The 17,581-nt window shown below is 66.8% G+C and carries 17 protein-coding genes and 2 tRNA genes; 5 read left to right on the top strand and 14 right to left on the bottom strand.

Annotation, left to right across the window (positions count from 1 at the left end; genetic code table 11):
• Genes M3G03_RS04115 through M3G03_RS04105 form a run of 3 tightly spaced genes read right to left on the bottom strand, consistent with a single transcriptional unit; the run spans position 1 to position 2,690 of the window.
• Positions 1 to 663: a hypothetical protein gene (locus M3G03_RS04115; RefSeq protein ID WP_259808308.1), complete on the bottom strand. Its 663-nt coding sequence runs from the start codon at positions 661 to 663 to the stop codon at positions 1 to 3.
• A 3-nt stretch (positions 664 to 666) separates the two neighbouring features.
• Positions 667 to 1,935, bottom strand: a complete 1,269-nt coding sequence (locus tag M3G03_RS04110; protein WP_259808307.1) for a hypothetical protein — start codon at positions 1,933 to 1,935, stop codon at positions 667 to 669.
• Positions 1,932 to 2,690 carry an ABC transporter ATP-binding protein gene (locus M3G03_RS04105; RefSeq protein ID WP_259808306.1) on the bottom strand — a complete coding sequence of 253 codons (759 nt, stop codon included), beginning with the start codon at positions 2,688 to 2,690 and terminating at the stop codon, positions 1,932 to 1,934. The genes M3G03_RS04110 and M3G03_RS04105 overlap by 4 nt, the downstream gene beginning before the upstream one ends.
• 751 nt (positions 2,691 to 3,441) lie before the next feature.
• Here M3G03_RS04105 and M3G03_RS04100 point away from each other — a divergent pair.
• The 4 genes from M3G03_RS04100 (at position 3,442) to M3G03_RS04085 (ending at position 5,750) form a co-directional block, all read left to right on the top strand.
• Positions 3,442 to 3,515 (top strand) — tRNA-Asp (locus tag M3G03_RS04100).
• Positions 3,516 to 3,566: 51 nt separating this feature from the next.
• Positions 3,567 to 3,643 (top strand) — tRNA-Phe (locus M3G03_RS04095).
• A 202-nt stretch (positions 3,644 to 3,845) separates the two neighbouring features.
• Positions 3,846 to 5,159: an ISL3 family transposase gene (locus M3G03_RS04090; protein WP_259808305.1), complete on the top strand. Its 1,314-nt coding sequence runs from the start codon at positions 3,846 to 3,848 to the stop codon at positions 5,157 to 5,159.
• Positions 5,160 to 5,225: 66 nt separating this feature from the next.
• Positions 5,226 to 5,750, top strand: coding sequence for a GNAT family N-acetyltransferase (locus tag M3G03_RS04085; RefSeq protein WP_259808304.1), 525 nt, complete (start codon positions 5,226 to 5,228; stop codon positions 5,748 to 5,750).
• A gap of 79 nt (positions 5,751 to 5,829) precedes the next feature.
• Here the strand turns inward: M3G03_RS04085 and M3G03_RS04080 are convergent, their stop codons facing one another.
• The 5 genes from M3G03_RS04080 to purF all read right to left on the bottom strand — a co-directional run bounded on the left by M3G03_RS04080 (position 5,830) and on the right by purF (position 11,315).
• Positions 5,830 to 7,161 (bottom strand): NAD(P)/FAD-dependent oxidoreductase, encoded by a 1,332-nt coding sequence (locus M3G03_RS04080; protein ID WP_311197469.1) that lies wholly within the window; start codon positions 7,159 to 7,161, stop codon positions 5,830 to 5,832.
• A gap of 52 nt (positions 7,162 to 7,213) precedes the next feature.
• Positions 7,214 to 8,296 carry an alpha/beta hydrolase gene (locus tag M3G03_RS04075; protein ID WP_259808303.1) on the bottom strand — a complete coding sequence of 361 codons (1,083 nt, stop codon included), beginning with the start codon at positions 8,294 to 8,296 and terminating at the stop codon, positions 7,214 to 7,216.
• Entirely contained in the window at positions 8,296 to 8,484 is a 189-nt protein-coding gene (locus M3G03_RS04070) for a DUF3073 family protein (RefSeq protein WP_396121871.1), read from the bottom strand. The genes M3G03_RS04075 and M3G03_RS04070 overlap by 1 nt, the downstream gene beginning before the upstream one ends.
• Positions 8,485 to 8,712: 228 nt before the next feature.
• Positions 8,713 to 9,831, bottom strand: coding sequence for a phosphoribosylformylglycinamidine cyclo-ligase (gene purM, locus M3G03_RS04065; protein ID WP_259808299.1), 1,119 nt, complete (start codon positions 9,829 to 9,831; stop codon positions 8,713 to 8,715).
• Entirely contained in the window at positions 9,828 to 11,315 is a 1,488-nt protein-coding gene (purF, locus tag M3G03_RS04060) for an amidophosphoribosyltransferase (protein ID WP_259808298.1), read from the bottom strand. Before purF ends, purM begins: the two co-directional genes overlap by 4 nt.
• A gap of 115 nt (positions 11,316 to 11,430) precedes the next feature.
• On the opposite strand from purF, the gene M3G03_RS04055 reads away from it, so the two are divergent.
• Positions 11,431 to 11,817, top strand: coding sequence for a type II toxin-antitoxin system VapC family toxin (locus M3G03_RS04055; RefSeq protein ID WP_259808297.1), 387 nt, complete (start codon positions 11,431 to 11,433; stop codon positions 11,815 to 11,817).
• Between the two features lie 28 nt (positions 11,818 to 11,845).
• Here the strand turns inward: M3G03_RS04055 and M3G03_RS04050 are convergent, their stop codons facing one another.
• From M3G03_RS04050 to M3G03_RS04025, 6 genes are all read right to left on the bottom strand, one after another.
• Positions 11,846 to 12,940 (bottom strand): FtsX-like permease family protein, encoded by a 1,095-nt coding sequence (locus tag M3G03_RS04050; protein WP_259808296.1) that lies wholly within the window; start codon positions 12,938 to 12,940, stop codon positions 11,846 to 11,848.
• Positions 12,937 to 13,575 (bottom strand): ABC transporter ATP-binding protein, encoded by a 639-nt coding sequence (locus M3G03_RS04045; protein ID WP_259808295.1) that lies wholly within the window; start codon positions 13,573 to 13,575, stop codon positions 12,937 to 12,939. The genes M3G03_RS04050 and M3G03_RS04045 overlap by 4 nt, the downstream gene beginning before the upstream one ends.
• 1 nt (position 13,576) lies before the next feature.
• Positions 13,577 to 14,722, bottom strand: coding sequence for a peptidoglycan-binding protein (locus M3G03_RS04040; RefSeq protein ID WP_259808294.1), 1,146 nt, complete (start codon positions 14,720 to 14,722; stop codon positions 13,577 to 13,579).
• Positions 14,677 to 15,288: a hypothetical protein gene (locus M3G03_RS04035; RefSeq protein ID WP_259808293.1), complete on the bottom strand. Its 612-nt coding sequence runs from the start codon at positions 15,286 to 15,288 to the stop codon at positions 14,677 to 14,679. The genes M3G03_RS04040 and M3G03_RS04035 overlap by 46 nt, the downstream gene beginning before the upstream one ends.
• Positions 15,289 to 15,805: 517 nt before the next feature.
• Entirely contained in the window at positions 15,806 to 16,201 is a 396-nt protein-coding gene (locus M3G03_RS04030; protein WP_259808292.1) for a DUF1992 domain-containing protein, read from the bottom strand.
• Positions 16,201 to 17,529, bottom strand: coding sequence for a dipeptidase (locus M3G03_RS04025; RefSeq protein ID WP_259808291.1), 1,329 nt, complete (start codon positions 17,527 to 17,529; stop codon positions 16,201 to 16,203). Before M3G03_RS04025 ends, M3G03_RS04030 begins: the two co-directional genes overlap by 1 nt.
• Between the last annotated feature and the right edge of the window lie 52 nt (positions 17,530 to 17,581).

The raw sequence follows: 17,581 nt of genomic DNA, 5'->3' as shown, positions 1-17,581 counted from the left end.
TCATTGACTGGCCAGCAGTCCTCGCGCGCCCGCTCGTTGCCGGAGCCAGACCGCCAATGCCAGGGCCAAGATTGCCGATACCACCAGCGGGCTCCACCAGGGAAGGTGATCGTCGCCTCCCGGTGCGCCGGCCAACCACGTGGCGCCACCGTGGGACTGCCACACGATGATGCCCACCTCCACCAGCACAGGAGCGAGACCGCCAGCACCCCGCCCCATGATTCCTTCGACCAGCAGACCCGCTGCGGCGCACAGCAGCAGCGTCGGAATCAGTGACAGTGGGAAGCTCCAGGGGAAGAGTTCGACCACCGACGCGGTCACCTCCCGATCACCAAGGTCGCCCAGACCCGCTCGGAGCAGGGCGACCACCACCACCGGCATGCACAGGGCCGGGATAATCTGGATCGTGCCGAGCATCAGCAGTGCAACCGCATGCGGACGCGAAGCTCCTCGCAGAATCCAGGGCATGCGTTGGGACATCGCCATGATGCTGCCCCCGAGAGCCAGCACCGGAACCACCTCGAAGGCGAGAATGGTGCGCGGGTACTCCTGAGCCGCCAGATGGGTGTCAATGCTCAACGACCAGCATCCCCACAGCAGCAGCATCAGCGCGGTGTTCAGCAGGAGCCATGACCGCGTCCAGCCGCCCCAGATCACCTCCACGCCTCACTCCTGCAACGCAGCAGTGGCCAACGAGCACTCCTCGATGGGACGTTCGTGCTGCGTCCACCAGCGCTGGAAGGCTGCGTCACCAACGGTCGCGAGATTCGTTCCCTCGATGGGGCGTCCGGGCTCCATTCCGGCTCGCGCAAGCAGGACAGCGGACAGCATGTCCGCAGCCTCGACATGGTCCGCATCCTCCTCACTCCCGATCACGGGGCAGGAACGCAATCCCGCCATCGCCTGCGCAACCTCAAGACTGATCCTGTCTCGCTCAGCATCGCGACCGAGCAGCAGAGTGGAGCCGATGTCGATGCCGGTTGGGTGAGCATGGGTCTGGGTCACGATGATCGGGGTGTTCCGGGCAGGGAGTTGCGCAACGATTCTGGCGGCGCCCTGTCGGATGGTCTCTGTGGCGGCCACTTGCGAGGGGTGCACGCAAACCATCACGCCCGCCTTGGACTGGCATGCCCCTGGACCGGGCCTGGGCACCACCAGCACAGGTGTCATCAGTGTTGCCGTCACCACCAGCGCCGTCGGCGCCATCAGATATCCGGCTGTCCAGCCCGCTCGCTTGAGCGGCGGATCATCACTCCTCATTTCCACGACAGCTGCGCTCACCGCAAGGGCCGTGAGCATGAACAGCACGATCCGCAAGGCTTCGGTTCTGGTGTTGAAGTCCCAGTAGCCCACCGGAGCGAGGAGCCCCCAGGTCGGGGAAGCCAAGAGGCTTGAGTGGCCCGTGTTCGCGAGCGCCGTTTCATTGAGAGTCACCAGACCAGTGATGAGGATGAGCACCACAACCGGCGTCACCAGCAGATTGCCCGGGGGAGCCACAAGGATGGCGACAGCATGAGCGACCGCCGTGATCATCACCACGCTGCTCATCCAGGCCACGACTGCCACCGCCTGGGCAAGCGATACGTCCTGACGCGCAGCGCGGACCATCACGGCCGATAGGGGCAGGGCCGATCCTGCGGCCATCGCCCACAAGCTGGCCCCCACCTGGTGCACCACCACGTGCCACTGTCCACGGGGAGGGATTCGCCCCACCACAACGTGGTTGGTTCTGTGAGGGAAACTGTTGATGACTCCTGCGACAACGGCGACCGCCGCCCACAGCCCCACGCCCTCACGCAGGGTGACCACCACTCTGCGCAGGTCCACCGGGCGCCAGTCCCACAGTTCGCGGGTGGCCGCCACGGAGATCACCGCCGTCGCAACCACGAGGGACCACCACAACCGGGATCCCATCGGTTCCATGATGCGTCTCATTCGTCACCCAGATCCTGGTCGGAGCACAGCAGCGCCGCGTATCCTGCTTCCACGGCTGAGATGGACCCGTCCTGTCTGTGCACCCCCCGATCAGCGAGATCGGCAATTCCGCCCGAATACACCAGACGTCCCTCGTTCAACACGATCACCTTCGAGGTCAGGGCTGCCAGATCTTCGAGCATGTGCGTGGAGACGAGCACCGTTGCTCGATGCCCGAGGTCCTGAATCAGCCTCCGTATGCCCACCCGCTGAACCGGGTCGAGACCCACGGTGGGCTCATCCAGGACGACGACGGCCGGATCATGGACGACGGCGCAGGCGATGCCGAGTCGCTGCCTCATTCCCCCAGACAGGGTGCGTGCCCGATGGGTTCGACGCTCCCACAGGTCGACAGCCCGCAGCGCCTTCTCGACGGCATCGTCGCGGGCTGCCCCGTCGATCCCCTTGGCCCAGGCGGCATAGGCCACATTGCGCTCCACGGTCGCGAAGCCAAGGACGTCGAAACGTTGTGGCAGCCAGCCGACGCGGGACCGGATCTTGGTTGTGTCTGTCATCACATCCAGGCCATCCACCGTCAACTTGCCCGTGGCTGGACGCCGGAGGGTGGCCACCAGATTCATCAGGGTGGACTTGCCTGCCCCATTCGGTCCCAGCAGACCCGTCACCCCGGGCTCGACGTCGAAGGAGACATCGGAGAGGGCGGGGCGGCCCCGGTATCGAAACGAGACCGCCCGCGCCTGGATACCGTCACTCACGTCCATCGCAGGTTGGACGACATCTTGACCGCACCCGTCGAGGAATCGGTACGCGTGTAGATGTCCCAACCCGCCTTGGGATTGCCAACAACCGTCAGGGTGACATTCGTCACATTGGCCCGGCTTGCTGAGGCCAACCGATCGTCCCACCGCCACGTCTTGTGGTACATCGCGACTGCCACAGACGAGACAGAGTTGGAACACCCACCCCGCCCGCCCACCGAATGGGCCACCGTCGCGCTCGCCCTGGTGGGCACCTTTGCGACGAGATCACACCCGGCCGCCTCGGCGCTTCCTGCACCACTCAACATCCCGGCCGCGACACGGTCAGCCCAAGAACAAGGGCTCCAACCATCTTCTTTGACATGAGGGCTCCTGTCTTCTTTGGGCAAGCCGCTCGTGGGCAAGCCCCTCGTGGGCAAGACGATAACAACAGCACGGGTCAGCGTCGAGCGTCAGAGCGATCGGCGACGGCATCAGGCACGATGCCGTCCATGGAGCACGGGCGGGAGTCCAGCAGTGCTGGCAATGGCTGCGGCGGGCATTCCCATACCGAGCCCGACGAGCAGCACAGGGTGGACGCCGCTGGGGTTCCGGTCCGCCAGCGGGGAGTGGGGGCCCGGGGTCTGATCCACCTAGCCAGAACCCCATCGGTGGGGCAGCTCGTAGCCGATTTCACAAGTGGCAGAGTTTCCAGTAGAGTTCTACGAGCTGCCTCACTGAAGCAGCACACAGCCTGAGGGCCCAACAAGGCCCCGTAGCGCAGTCGGTTAGCGCGCCGCCCTGTCACGGCGGAGGTCGCGGGTTCGAGTCCCGTCGGGGTCGCGGAAGCGGTGATGTCCTCATCACCGCTTTTGTGTTACAACTGCAGAAGATGGCCAGGTAGCTCAGTTGGTAGCAGCGTTCGCCTGAAAAGTGAAAGGTCGCCGGTTCGAACCCGGCCCTGGCCACCACCACCCGCTCCCCGCGAGCGGGCTTTTTCTTTGTCCGGGACGCCCGGAGCCGGTCTGGCGGGGAGTTCTGCGCGCCCCGAATGGGGCTCTTCGGACATGTGGTGGGGAGCGGGACTCGCGGCTGTAGCTGAGGCCGGGTAGGGGTCGAGGTCCCCGATGATCGGTAGCGACCAAGCAACCGTTCGTTCCGAGGACCTCGACGTTGACCAACGCTACGGGGTGCAGCGATGCGCCCACCACTGATCCTTGCGCGCGCTGCGACACACTCCTGGGCATCCCCGAGCTCCATGTGGAGGCCGTCGAGCGCACCGCCGCCCTGTTGACCATCACCGTCTCCACGCCGTGGCAGTTGATGGGGTGCCCGGGCTGCGGGGTGGTGGCGCCCAGCCGCGGACGCCGGCGGCGCGAGCTGCACGACGTGCCGGGCCTCGTGCCGGTGCGGGTCCTGTGGCGTCAACGTGTGTGGCGCTGCCCTGACCCGGACTGCTCGAGGGGCACGTTCGTCGAGCAGGTCCCCGCGCTCGTCGCGCCCCGCGCCTCGTTGACGAGTCGGGCAGTGGGGTGGGCGATCGTTCAGCTGCGTCGCGAGCACGCCACCGTGCAGGGACTGGCCCGGCAGCTGGGGGTGGACTGGAAGACGCTGTGGCGCGCGATCAAGCCTCGTCTGGTGGAGCTGGCCGCCGATGAATCCCGCTTCGACGGGGTGGTCAGCCTCGGGGTCGATGAGCACATCTGGCACCACGTCGACCCCAGGCGGCGCGGCGCCAAGGAGTTCACCGGAATGGTCGACCTGACCCGCGACGACCAGGGCAAGGTCCGTGCCCGGCTGCTGGATCTGGTGCCTGGGCGGTCGAAGAAGGCCTACGCGGACTGGCTCGGTGACCGCAGCGAGGCGTTCCGCGCCGGGGTGCAGGTCGCGGCGCTGGACCCCTTCGCCGGCTACAAGACCGCGATCGCCGACGAGCTCGCCGACGCCACCGCGGTGCTCGACGCCTTCCACGTCGTCAAGCTCGGCACCCAGGCCGTCGATGAGGTCCGGCGCCGAGTCCAGCAAGAGACACTGGGCCACCGGGGCCGCAAGGGCGACCCGCTCTATGGCATCCAGAAGATCCTGCGCGCCGGCGCGGAGAACCTCACCGACCGCCAACTCGCCCGCCTCGCGGCAGCGATCGAGGCCGACGAAGCCCATCAGGCCGTCTACCTCGCCTGGCGCTGCGCCCAAGACCTACGCGCTGCCTACCGCTGCGCCGACCTCACAGCCGGCCGCGCGATGGCCGAACGCATCCTCAGCATCTTCCACACCTGCCCCGTCCCCGAGATCGCCCGCCTCGGACGGACCCTACGGCGCTGGAAAGACGCGTTCTTGGCCTACTTCACCACCGAGCGGTCCAACAACGGCGGTACCGAGGCCATCAACGGCATCATCGAGCTCCACCGCCGCCTCGCTCGCGGATACCGCAACCGCGACAACTACCGACTGCGCATGCTGCTCGTCGCCGGCGGGCTCAAGACGTGATCCCCACCGGAGGTCCGAAGAGCCCCGAATGGTTCCGCGCGAGATGCAACGCCCTACGATGGCGCGGTGATCACCTTCCGCGAAGTCAGGCCGACCGACATGGACGCCGTGAGCTCCCTGGTCAACTCCGCCTACCGCGGAGACCCCAGTCGGGCGGGGTGGACGACCGAGGCGGACCTGCTGGGTGGCCAGCGCACGGACCCCGCCACCCTGACCGAGGAGTTGAGGACCGGAACGCTGGTACTGGTCGAAGACGAGGGCGAGCTTGTGGGCTGCGTCCGGCTGGATGACGGAGCCACCCACGGCCATCCGGACGCCCTCTACATCGGCATGGTGACGGTCTCACCCACTCGTCAGGGAAGCGGGCTCGGGCGCGAGATTCTCGCCGAGTCCGAGCTCCGGGCGTCCCGGATGGGGAAGGCGGCGACGATCATGACTGTCATCTCGGTGCGCGAGGAGCTGATCGCCTGGTACGCGCGGCGGGGCTACTCCCCCACCGGCGAGCGCGAGGCATTCCCCTACGGCGACGAACGCTTCGGCAGGCCCCTGCGGGATGACCTGGAGTTCGTGGTGCTCCGCAAGGTGCTGTGACCCCACCCTGCCGCTCCTACTGCGGCGCCCCCCGCAGGCGGACGGGGTGACGGCGCCCCGGACGAGGACGACGCCGGTCTCAGCCCTGTTCGGCCGGCTCCGAGGCCTTCTCGCGCAGCGCCTTCCGAGCGGGTGACTCGGTGATGTCGCCGAGGATGCCGGTGGCCGAGCGCGGCCAGGTCAGGTAGCGGAAGCCCATGTTGATCATGGCCTGCACCTGGTTGCGTCCCCCCAGCAGCGAGCGCAGGTGGACGACCACCCAGGCCAGCCAGGCCGGGTAGCCCTTCACCTTGAGCTCAGGGATCCTCCCCTTCGAGGAGAGCTGCATGACAGCGGCATTCCGGCCGATCGTGGCCATGGTGCCCTTGTCGAGGTAGTGGAAGGGCTCGGTCTGCTCTCCCTCGGACAGCCGCACGATGTTCTTGGCGGCATGTCCGCCCTGCTGAATGGCGGGCTGGGCCAACTGCGGCAGGGCGTTCTCCTCAATCAGGGCGCAGTCACCGCAGGCGAAGATGTCCTCGGTACCCTGGACGCGAAGGTCCGGGTCCACCAGGATCCGTCCGCCGCGACCCTGCGGGAGCCCCCAGTCCTTGACGACCGCATGGGCGCCAACGCCAGCGGCCCAGACGACCACGTCGACGTCCAGACTGTTGCCGTTGGCGAACTCGACGCGGTCCGCCTCGACCTTCTTGATGGTCGTCCCGAGCCGGACGTCCACCCCGCGCTTGCGCAGTTCATCGAGGGCGTAGTGACGCAGGGTCGGGTCGAAGGGCATCAGCAGCGCCTCGGCCATCTCGACCAGCACGACGCGGAAGTTGTCGGTCCGCAGCTCCGGGTAGAGCACCGGCAGGGCTTCGGACTTCAGTTCGGCCAGGGTGCCGGCCATCTCCACGCCGGTGGCTCCTCCACCCACGACGGCAACGGTGAACCGGCGGTCGGGGTCGCGGTCGGACGAGAGTTGCTCCAGACCGGAGAAGATGATGTCGCGCACCTCCAGCGCGGCGGCGCGGGTGTAGATGGTGCGGGCGTACTGATCGGCGCCCTCGATGCCGAAGAAGTTGGCGCCCACGCCCAGCGACAGCACCAGGTAGTCGTAGGGGATCGGCTCCCCCTGGTCAGTGTGGACCAGCTTGTTCTCCCGGTCGATCCCGGTGACGCTGGCGCGGCGGAAGGTCCCCAGATGGTTTTTGCGGGCAGCGGCGAAGCGGCGCAGCGCATACGTGATGTCGCCGGGGTTCAGGCCGCCGGTGGCCACTTGGTAGAGCAGCGGCTGGAAGGTCGTGTAGGGGTGGCGGTCGACCAGGGTGACCTGGAAGCCGGCCTTGGTGAGGTCCATGGTGGCGTGCAGGCCTGCGAAGCCTCCACCGACAACAACGACGCGCTGGGGAGCGCCCTTCTGGGAATCAGCCATGTCTCCAGTCTTCCACTCACCGCCACCGGTGGTCAGACGTTACGCCGAAGGCTCAAACCTTTCGGGTGTCGTCGTCATGCTGCGTGGCGAGATCGCTGGGGGCATCTTGCCCGGTCCATGCGGACAGCCAGCGTTCGATGGATGCGAACACCTTCTGCCGCACGGGTTCGCTGCTCAGCATCAGGTCGTGCAGTCCATCGGTGAACCGCAGCACGGTCACATTGGGCCCCAGCATCACCGAGCGCTTCGACAGCACCTCGACATCCAGCACCGTGTCGGAGATCTGGTGCTCCGGGCCCCACGTGCGTCCGAAAAAGCTCTTCGCGCTCATCATCGACAGCACCGGCGCCTCGATCGACAAGCCCTGGCGCACCTTCTTGTGTCCGGCCAGGATCGCCGCCATCCAACCCGGCCTGATGGTGAAGCTGGGGTTGCGCTTCAGGTCCAGGTTGAAGTCCCACTCACCGTCGAGGCTGGAGTGGATCGAGCGCAGGTAGTGCCCCGATTCGGGCAGTGGCAGCGTCCTCGTGGCGGCGCGAGTGGCCATCGGCACGGTCAGCGCCTCGGTAGCCACCCGCATCACCGGTGAGCCGGAGAAGTCCAGCCACGGGGAGTTGAGGATGAGCCCGTCGATCGCGCCGGGTCGCTCATTCGCCCACAGGGACGCCACCAGCCCGCCGGTGGAATGGGCCATCAGCGTCACCGCATCATGGCCTTCGGACACCAGCTGCAGCGCCCGGTCGAGCTCGTCGAAGTACTCGCTGAGGTCGGTGATGTAGCCACCCAGCAAGCCCTTTCGAAGACCGCGGCCGTAGCGGCGCAGTTCGAGGGCGTAGAAGTCAAAACCCTGCGCGTCGAAGAAGTCCGCCATCCAGGTCTGGAAAAAGTAGTCGCTCCAGCCATGCACGTAGATCACCGCCCGTCGGTGCCGGGAGGCGTTGCGTCGTACCAGCGAGGCGGTGATGGGGACGTCCTCGGGCTCCCCGTCGGCACGTTCGGCGTCGGGGAGGTCGATGCACAGCAATTCGTACCCGTCCAGCACCGGATCCGCGGACCACGCGCCGGTGGTGGGAACGTCAACGGCAGGCGGGTCCGCAGGAGGGACCGGATCGAGCGGGCTATCAGTCTCTGACATCAGGACGAGCGGCGCTCATCCTCATAGCCAAGGTCATCGTCATCGTCGATGGCCCCGTACTGCTCTGCGAGAGCGTCGTAGTCGGGCTCGTCAAACCTTGACGGGCTGCTTGCTGATTGACTCTGGAGCTCACGCTCCAGGGAAGCAAAATCGGTGTCGATGGTGCGATACTTCAGATCGCGTGCCACCTTGGTCTGCTTCGCCTTCTGCCGGCCGCGCCCCATATGGGTCGACCCCCTCGCTCAGTCATCGCGGAATCCGCGGAATTAATTGGTCACGTCGTGAGAGCAAGGGTACTAGGTCGGAGCCGGGTTGGACAAAGGCAGCACACCAATCTGGGACGGGGGACGAGCGACCGCGTCCGTGTGCTGTCCTGTGCGGTCGCTGAACCCCCGCCGGGTATCCAGTTCCTGGCCTCAGTGGGCGTGTTCCCCGATCATGTCCACGGCTGCTCCGGTGCGTTCGTGCACTCGTCCACACACCCAGCTTTCCAGCCCGGACGCCTCCAGCGAGCGCTGGGCGGCGTCCACTGCGGACTCCGGCAGGACCACAGCCATCCCGACGCCCTGGTTGAGGGTGGCCTCGATGTCGGCCTGGCTGAGCTGGCCAACCTGCTGGACGAGCTGAAAGATCGCCGGTGGGGCCCAGCTGGAGCGCTCGATGGTGACGCCGAGGTCTGCGGGGATGACGCGGGCCAGGTTGTTCGCGAAACCGCCGCCGGTGATGTGGCTGATCGCGTGCGTCCCTTTGCCGGCCTGACCAGCAGCCACTTCGCGGGTGGCGCGGATCATGGCCAGGATGTCCTTGGCGTAGACGCGGGTGGGTTCGAGCAGTTCCTCGCCCAGGGTGCGGCCGAGTTCGGGGACGTCGCGGTCCAGGGCCCAGCCGGCCTGCTGCAGCAGGACGTGGCGGACCAGGGAATAGCCATTGGAGTGCAGGCCCGAACTCTCGACGGCCAGCACCACGTCGCCGGACTGGACCAGCTGGGCTCCGAGGATCTCGTCGCGCTCCACGACGCCGGTGGTGGCGCCGGCGATGTCGTACTCATCGGCCTCCAGCAGGCCGGGGTGCTCGGCGGTCTCGCCACCCAGCAGGGCAGCACCGGCGGCCTCACAGCCGGCCGCGATGCCCTTGACGATGTCGGCGATGCGCTCGGGCACGACCTTGCCGCAGGCGATGTAGTCGGTGACGAACAGGGGCTCGGCGCCCGAGACCACCAGGTCGTCCACGAGCATGCCGATGAGGTCGAAGCCGATGGTGTCGTGGCGGTCCATGGCCTGGGCGATGGCGACCTTCGTTCCGACCCCGTCGGTGGAGGTCGCCAGCACCGGGTGGCGGTAATTCTTGAACGCCGACGCGTCGAAGAACCCGGCGAACCCACCCAGACCGCCCAGCACCTCGGGGCGTTGGGTGCGGCGGACGTGTGCCTTCATCAACTCCACGGCACGATCGCCAGCCTCGATGTCGACCCCGGCGCGTGCGTAGGCGGAGGTGTTCCCGGCGCTGGTTCCCTGGGTGGTCGGGTCGTCGGTCATGACTTCTCCTGGTTCTCGCTGAGCCCGAGTTCGCGGGCCTGGGCGGTGGGCACCTGCACCGGGTAAACGCCGTCGAAGCAAGCGCGGCACAGGTCGTCCTTGGGGACGTGGGTGGCGCGGACCAGCCCGTCGAGGCTGATGTAGCCCAGGCTGTCGGCGCCGATGGCCCGGCAGATCTCCTCGGTGCTCAACCCGGGAGCGACCAGCTCGGCTCGGGTGGCGAAGTCGATGCCGTAGAAGCAGGGCCACTCCACCGGCGGGGAGGAAATGCGCACGTGCACCTCGGCAGCCCCGGCCTCGCGCAGCATCTTGACCAGCTGGCGCTGGGTGTTGCCGCGGACGATGGAGTCATCGACCACGACCAGCCGCTTGCCCTTGATCACGTCGCGCAGCGGGTTCAGCTTGAGCCGGATGCCCATCTTGCGCATGGTGTCCGACGGCTGGATGAAGGTGCGCCCGACATAGGAGTTCTTGACCAGGCCCATGCCGAAGGGGATGCCGGACTGGGCGGCATAGCCGATCGCGGCAGGCGTCCCCGATTCAGGGACCGGGATGACCAGGTCGGCCTCGGCAGGGCACTCGTCGGCGAGGATCTTGCCGACCTTGACCCGGACGTTGTGGATGCGGCGTCCGGCGATGACGGTGTCGGGACGGGCCAGGTAGACGTACTCGAAGATGCAGCCCTTGGGCCTGGCCTCGGCGAAGCGTTCGGCGCGCAGGCCGGCGGCGTCGATGGTCACCATCTCCCCGGGCTCCACCTCACGCACCAGGGTGGCACCCACGATGTCCAGGGCGGCCGTCTCGGACGCCACCACCCAGCCCTGCTCCAGGCGTCCCAGCACCAGCGGGCGGATGCCCTGCGGGTCCCGAGCGGCCACCAGCGTCTGCTCGTTCATCATCACCAGGCAGAAAGCGCCCTTGAGCAGGGGCATCACCTCGCGGGCGGCCTCCTCCAGCGGGGCGTCGACGGTCGCGAGCATCGCGGTGACCAGGGAGGTGTCATTGGTGGAGTCCATCGACTTCTTGTGGGGCACCTCCGTGCTGCCGGGACGCCGGGCCAGCCAGGCCTCGAGCTCGTCGGTGTTGGTCAGGTTGCCGTTGTGTGCCAGTGCGAGCCCGCCGCGAGGGCCGGAACGGAAGGTCGGCTGGGCGTTCTCCCAGGTGGAGGCGCCGGTGGTCGAGTAACGGGTGTGCCCGATGGCCAGATGGCCCTTGAGCGAGTTGAGGGTTCCCTCGTCGAAGACCTGGCTGACCAGACCCATGTCCTTGAAGACCATGATGCGCTCGCCATTGCTGACGGCCACACCGGCCGACTCCTGCCCGCGGTGCTGCAGGGCGTACATGCCGAAGAAGGTCAGCTTGGACACGTCCTCGCCCGGGGCGAAGACGCCGAAGACACCGCAGGCATCCTGCGGCCCCTGGTCCTGGGGGTCGAGCTCGTGGGTCAGTCGACCGTCACCGGGGCGGGAGGTGTTCGGGAGCACCTGCCCAGCCTATCTGGTCCATCTTGTAGCACGGGGTGCTCACTCGGTCCGTGACCATCAACCAGGCGGACGCCCTCATCGACCCGGACGCTCCTGATCGTGTCTGAACGCACTCGTGGACTGCTCGACACGTCCGCCCTGGTTGACCTGGAACTACTGGACCCCCTCGCTCCTGCCCGATGAACTCGCCATCACGGCGATCACCCTGGCCGAGTTGTCCGCTGCACCCACTCAGGCGAGGGACGCCCTGGAGTTGAGTCGACGCCAGGTGCAACTGCAGATGGCCGAAGCGGCCTTCGACCCGCTCCCCTTCGGCGTGTCCGAGGCACGCGCCTGCGGACACTTGGTGGCAGCGGTCGTGGCTCAAGGACGCAAGCCCCGACACCGGTTTGCTGACCTGCTCATTGCCGCGACAGCGCTCGCCAATGACCTGACCCTGGTCACGCGCAATCCCGATGATTTCGCGGGGTTGGAGAGCCTCATCATGATCAGGACCGTCTGAACCCTCCTGTGCCGCCGACGAGGATCGACTACGGGGTCCGCATGACGGCCACCGGGTCGCGCGTGGCTGCGAAGACGGCGGGTGGCATGCTCGCCATGGCTGCTATCAGCGTCCCGAGTACCGCCGCTGCCACAGTGAAGTCGGCTGGGACGCTCACCCCCTGCCGAGAGGTGAGCCACCAGCCGAGGGCCACACCCAGCGCCGCTCCGAGGGCAGCTGTCCACAGCGCGCGCAGTACGACGAGCGCGATGAGGTCGAGCCTGCTGATGCCCAGCGTGCGTCTGCGTCCAAGGTCCCGACGTCGTACCAGCACGTCAGCCAGGACGACGGCAGCGACGAAGAAGCCGCCGGCTCCCAGAATCATGAACAGCAGGGACCTCCCCTGACGGACAAGTTGGGCGTGCAGGTCCCGGGCCGTCTGGGCCAGGGCTGTGGGTGACTCCACCCGCACCGTCGAGGGGTCGGCCGGTGACAGAATGCCCATCACAGCTTTCACTGTCACGGGTGCCCGCGTGATGTCGTCGACAATGATACGCAGTTCCTGGGCGATGGCGTCCGGCGGGGCGACAGCCAGGGCGCCGGCTGAGGTGTCCTCAAAGCCCGGCTCGGGAACAAAGGCACCCACGATTGCGTACTGCTGCTGGGTATCGGGGTTCACCAGGTAACCAGCAGGTTCCTGCAGGCGCAGGGCGTTGAGCCGCGTGATCGAGACAATTGCTTCCCCGGGCAGAGGTGCACGCCCTCGCACCAGGCGCGCCATTCCGGAAGTCTCGCCCAGCACCGGCCACACCGGCACCGAGGGTCCGCCCGCCCCGAACACACCATTGACTGCGTCGAACGGCAGGCCCAGAGCGTGCGCAGACTGAACTCCTGACACGGCGCGAACCTCGCCGAGAGTGCGTCCGTTGATGAAACCCTGCCGCCCACCGTCCCCGACCACAAGACGACGTGCCCCCGCCTCCTCCAATCGCTGGGTCACCGACGCCACCGCGCCCGCCGATGATCCCACAGTCACGAGTGTGGTCACGCACATCGCCGCTACGACGACCATGATCAGCGCGGAGGGAATACGCGAGAACCACGTCATTGCCCATGATTCGCGCACCAGCTCTGACAGCCTCACAGTTCCACCACCTCGTCCACGCGGGTGAGCACATACGGGTCGTGGGTGGCGATCACCACAGTGTGGTCACGGGCGCGCGCCGCCCCGCAGAGGGCATCGAGCACCAGCTCGGCGTTGCCGCGGTCGAGGTTTCCGGTGGGCTCATCGGCCAACACGATCGGCGGGTCGTTGAGCAGCGCACGGCAGATGGCAAGCCGCTGCGCCTGCCCGCCCGACACCTGGCCGGGCCGGTGGTCGGCGCGGTGTTCCAGGCCGAACTCGGTGAGCAGTTCACGAGCCCGCCCCACCATGGCTCGTTTGCGGTGCCCGGCATAGAGGGCCGGTTCCAGCACGGAGTCGATGACGGTACGGTGCGGGTCGAGTTCTGAGTCCTGGAAGACGAAGCCGATCGTTGACGCACGCAGGCCTGAGCGCGCCCCGTCGCGCAGTCGTGATGCCTCGCGTCCATCGATGAGGACGCTGCCCGAGCTGGGTGTGAGCAGCAGGCCCAGCACGTACAGCAGCGTTGATTTCCCCCGCCCTGAGGGACCGGTGAGCGCGGTGACCGCGCCCGGTGTGAAGGCGTGCGTGAGCCCATCGAAGAGTTCCTCACCCTTGCCGTAGCGGAAACGCAGGCTGTCCACGGCCAGGGTCATCTCACCTCTCCTTGGTGGTGGGCTGGGACTGCCCTGAGGCGGCAGGCTGCCCCGGCGTTGCGGGCTGCGCCCCTGCGAACACCTGCACGGTCTCGCCCACTGTCACACCGGAGACGACTGACACCCCGTCCTGGGTCCCTTTGACCTGCACCAAACGCCTGACGCGTTGGTCGCCGTTGACGACCAGGACGCTGGCCTGACCCGAGGCATCGGTGCTGATCGCGGTGACGGGCACGGCGGGCCCGGTCGCCGGGGGCACCACCTGGATGCGTGACATCAGGTACTTGGTTCCTCCGGCAGCGACCTCGGCGCACTGGGCACCGCACACCGGGCCCCCATCGGGCGCTTGGAGGGTCAGCACGGTCTGACCCTGGTCATTGGCCTCGGAGCTGCTGATCGTGGCGGGCCAGGTGTGCTTCTGCCATGGCACCTGGACCGTGGCCGTAGCGGGAATCAGCGTCGCTTGGTCGCGGGTGAGGACGAGTGTGAAGATGGGCGTGCCGCTGGGCACCTGCACGAGTTTCTCGTCCCCTGCCAGCTTGGCGCCGGGGATGAGGATCTTCCTGTCAAGCACGACGGCGCTGGGCAGCCTGGGGATCGCCACCAGCTCACCCAGTGCCACGGTGCCGGTCACCGGCGCACCCAGGGATTTCTGCCATTCCTTGACGGCTGCTGCCGTTGCCTCGGTATAAGTTTCGCCGGCGGTCTCGGCGTGACCCAACGCCACCAGTGCTTCTCGCAGGGCCTTCACGTCGGGCCCCTTCACCCCCACAGTCAAAGCTCGATAGAAGGGTATGGGCGAGGCGACGACGCGCACGGGCACATTGTTGACGGCATACAGGATGTCGCCGTTCTTGACGACACCTCCCTTACCGACGGCAGTGACCACGCCCGGGAGAGCATTGGCAGCCACAGGGACGAGAGGCTGTTGAACGGTGACGCTCAAGTTGAGTACGCGTCCCACCGTCTGCTCGGTCACCCTCGCCAACACCACCTCAGCAGGGGCATCAGTCGGCACGGGGGCAGGGCGTGTGGTGACCCGCCCCGCCCAGAACGCCGCAACCAGCCCCAGGAGGAGCGCGGCGATCAGCGCCAGCCGCTTCACAGTTCTCCCAGCAGCGCCTGGCTCGGCGCGCCATACGGGCATTCCTTCACGACCTTCTCATCGTCGTGTGGATACTCTGCCATCGGCGTGGGGGTGGACACGAAGACCTCTCGACTCGGAATCGTCGGATTGATCCCATGCTTCTTCAAACACGGAACGAGAAATTCGACCCAATAGTCATAGATCAGGCTCTTCTGGTCCTGGGATGGCTCCCCCATCAGACGAGGATCGACTGAATACATGGCAGAACATTCCACCTCGGCTCTACCAAAGGCCTCATCCTGGGAACCGGTCTGACCGGAGTATCCCCGTCCGTCCGCCGAGCCCTCAACAATGAAGCCGCGCTGCTTGAGGCAAGGCACCATGACAGAGGCGATTTGTTCAGGAACAATCCATCGAACCAGAGCTGGGTATTCCCATGGGGTCAAGCCATAGGATTTCGCCTGATTGTCAAGATCAGCCTTGCGACGAGAGAGCTTCTCATCCTCGCTCATCTGGACGGGAGCCAGCGGATGCTTCGGTTTCCATCGCGAGGGCGGAAGCTTGGTGGGTTCGATGGCGCTGGTGTCGATGATTGTGGTGGAGCTGGCGGCAGTGGGGCTTGCCACCTCCGGAGCACATCCCGAGAGAACAGCTAGCGCCACACCTATGGCGACTAGATCCCGGCCACGCATCCGCTGAACCCCCAAGAGGTGATATTCGTATCAGCATAGCTAGTGACTGTCCCCGAATGACTGGCGCCGGTCGCAGAAACTTTGCCCCCAGGATAGGCGAACGCATTACTATTCGTATAACCGGCTACCGTGACCCGCACCCGCACATAGCCCGTGGTTTGGCCGGACGGATACTTCGATCCACAGCTGTACACTTGCGAGGTCCAAGGCCCCTCCGCCGTTGTCGCGGCGACAGCTGGCGATACTTGAGCAGAAATAGCCACCGCAAAAGCTGGAATCACAACGAGAGAACGTCGACAATTCATTGCATGCGCCCTTCATTGTCGTGGGTGCTGTTACCCACGTGATTTGAACTGTGACAGCAAATCACCGCGTTGTCAAGAGTCTCTCGACTCAGTCGCGGTTGAATCACGCACAGGGTTCCAATCGCCGCATCGGCACGCGCTCCACGTCACGATCTTCCTCTAGGTTGACCCGCCCGCCACTCCTCCAGCGTGGCCTCGACGTCCAGTGGCGCGGTGAAGATCGGGACGCCCTCGACCTGGCGCACATTTGCGTCCCTGATGCGGGCGTTGAGGTCTTCGATCAGTTCTTTCGCCAACTGCGCGCTGCGGACGCCGGCGAGGGCGTCCTGAATGGCGGCCTTCTCCTTGCGCAATTGCAGGCTGGTGGGGAGTGCGGCGCTGAGGTCTTCGTCCTTCAGCTTGCGCCGCACCCACCACAGCTCGTCATTCGGGTCGCCCAGGTTGAGCGGCTTTCCGGCCCCGGGCAGGTTGTCGAACTCACCGCGCTCGGTGGCCTCGCGGATCTGGCGGTCGATCCAGTTCTCGAACCCGGGACCGCTCATCAGCGAGCCAGCTTCTCCATCAGGAGGGCCTCGGCGAGGGCGGCGTGGCCGAGGTCAGCGACGTCCAGTGACTCATCGAGCCCGTGCATACGGGAGTCGGGGTCGGTGACGGCAGCCACCAGCACGGTCGCGTCCGGGAAGGCTTTCTGGAAGTCGGACACCATCGGGATCGAGCCACCGCAGCCGACGAACACCGGCTCGACGCCGAAGGCCTTGCCCCAGGCCGCCATGGCCTTCTCACACACCTCGCCCTCGAAAGGAATGACGCCGGGGTTGCCGGCCGCCTCCGCGCCGAAGGAGATCTGGGCGCCCCAGGGGGTGTGCTTGACCAGGTGCGCCTTGAGCGCTTCCAGGGCGCTGCGGGCATCGTCGCCGGGAGCGACGCGGATGCCGACCTTGGCGCGGCAGCTCGGCTGCAGGGTGTTGGACGCCATCGCCACCTCGGGCAGGTCCATGGCGAGCACGGTCACGGCGGGCTTGGTCCACATGCGGTCGACGAAGGAGCCGGAGCCGATGAAGTCGACGCCCTCCAGCAGGCCGGCCTCCTCGCGCAGGCGATCCTCGGGGTACTCGAGATCGGCGGCCTGGGAGGACTTCATGCCCTCGATGGCGCAGGCACCGTTCTCGTCGGTGAGGGTGGAGAGCAGTTTGATCATGGCGCCCACGGCGTCCGGGACGACACCACCGAACTGACCGGAGTGCAGTGGGTGTTCGAGGGTCTTGAGGGTGACCTCGACGTCGGCGACGCCGCGCAGGGTGGTGGTGAAGGCAGGCTTGCCAGCCTCCCAGTTGACCGAGTCCATGATCACGAAGACGTCGGCGGCCAGCAGCTCCTGGTGGCGCTCGATGATGGTGGCCAGGGATGGGGAGCCGATCTCCTCCTCACCCTCGATGAACAGGGTGACGCCGACCGGAGGCTTGCCGTCGAAGGCACGCAGGGCCAGCAGGTGGGCGATGAAGCCGCCCTTGTCGTCGGCGGTTCCGCGTCCGTAGAGGCGACCGTTGCGGGTCTCTGCCTCGAAGGGGGCGTTGGTCCAGCCGTCAACGGGGCCGGTCGGCTGCACGTCGTGGTGGGCGTAGAGGCAGACCGTCGGCTTGCCCTCGGGCGCGGGGAAGCGGGCGATGACGGCGGGCTTGCCGCCCTCCTCGACGATGCGGACGTCGGGGCAGCCGACCTCGGTGAGCATCCGGACGACCTCATCAGCGCTGGCCTGCACGCGATCGGCGTGGTCGGGCAGCGAACTGATGGACTGGATCGAGACCAGACGGGTCAGGTCGTCGACGGCGGCGGGCAGGAGCTGGTCGATACGCGCGGTGAGGTCGGTCATGTCGCCAGCCTACTGAGCGGGGTTCGGAACCGACCGCTCAGATCCCGCTACT

Origin of the sequence: Aestuariimicrobium sp. p3-SID1156 (genome assembly GCF_025144225.1) — a bacterium.
In the GTDB taxonomy this organism is placed as follows: domain Bacteria; phylum Actinomycetota; class Actinomycetes; order Propionibacteriales; family Propionibacteriaceae; genus Aestuariimicrobium.
Note: the sequence above shows the minus strand (reverse complement) of the source record. Positions and strands in the feature narration are given on the sequence as shown.

What these genes read in the sequence shown, in the direction of transcription:
- M3G03_RS04110 (WP_259808307.1), bottom strand. Translation starts at nt 1,935, where the DNA reads ATGAGACGCATCATGGAACCGATGGGATCCCGGTTGTGGTGGTCCCTC.
- M3G03_RS04080 (WP_311197469.1), bottom strand. Translation starts at nt 7,161, where the DNA reads ATGGCTGATTCCCAGAAGGGCGCTCCCCAGCGCGTCGTTGTTGTCGGT.
- M3G03_RS04075 (WP_259808303.1), bottom strand. Translation starts at nt 8,296, where the DNA reads ATGTCAGAGACTGATAGCCCGCTCGATCCGGTCCCTCCTGCGGACCCG.
- purM (WP_259808299.1), bottom strand. Translation starts at nt 9,831, where the DNA reads ATGACCGACGACCCGACCACCCAGGGAACCAGCGCCGGGAACACCTCC.
- M3G03_RS04045 (WP_259808295.1), bottom strand. Translation starts at nt 13,575, where the DNA reads ATGACCCTGGCCGTGGACAGCCTGCGTTTCCGCTACGGCAAGGGTGAG.
- M3G03_RS04040 (WP_259808294.1), bottom strand. Translation starts at nt 14,722, where the DNA reads ATGCCCGTATGGCGCGCCGAGCCAGGCGCTGCTGGGAGAACTGTGAAG.
- M3G03_RS04030 (WP_259808292.1), bottom strand. Translation starts at nt 16,201, where the DNA reads ATGAGCGGTCCCGGGTTCGAGAACTGGATCGACCGCCAGATCCGCGAG.
- M3G03_RS04025 (WP_259808291.1), bottom strand. Translation starts at nt 17,529, where the DNA reads ATGACCGACCTCACCGCGCGTATCGACCAGCTCCTGCCCGCCGCCGTC.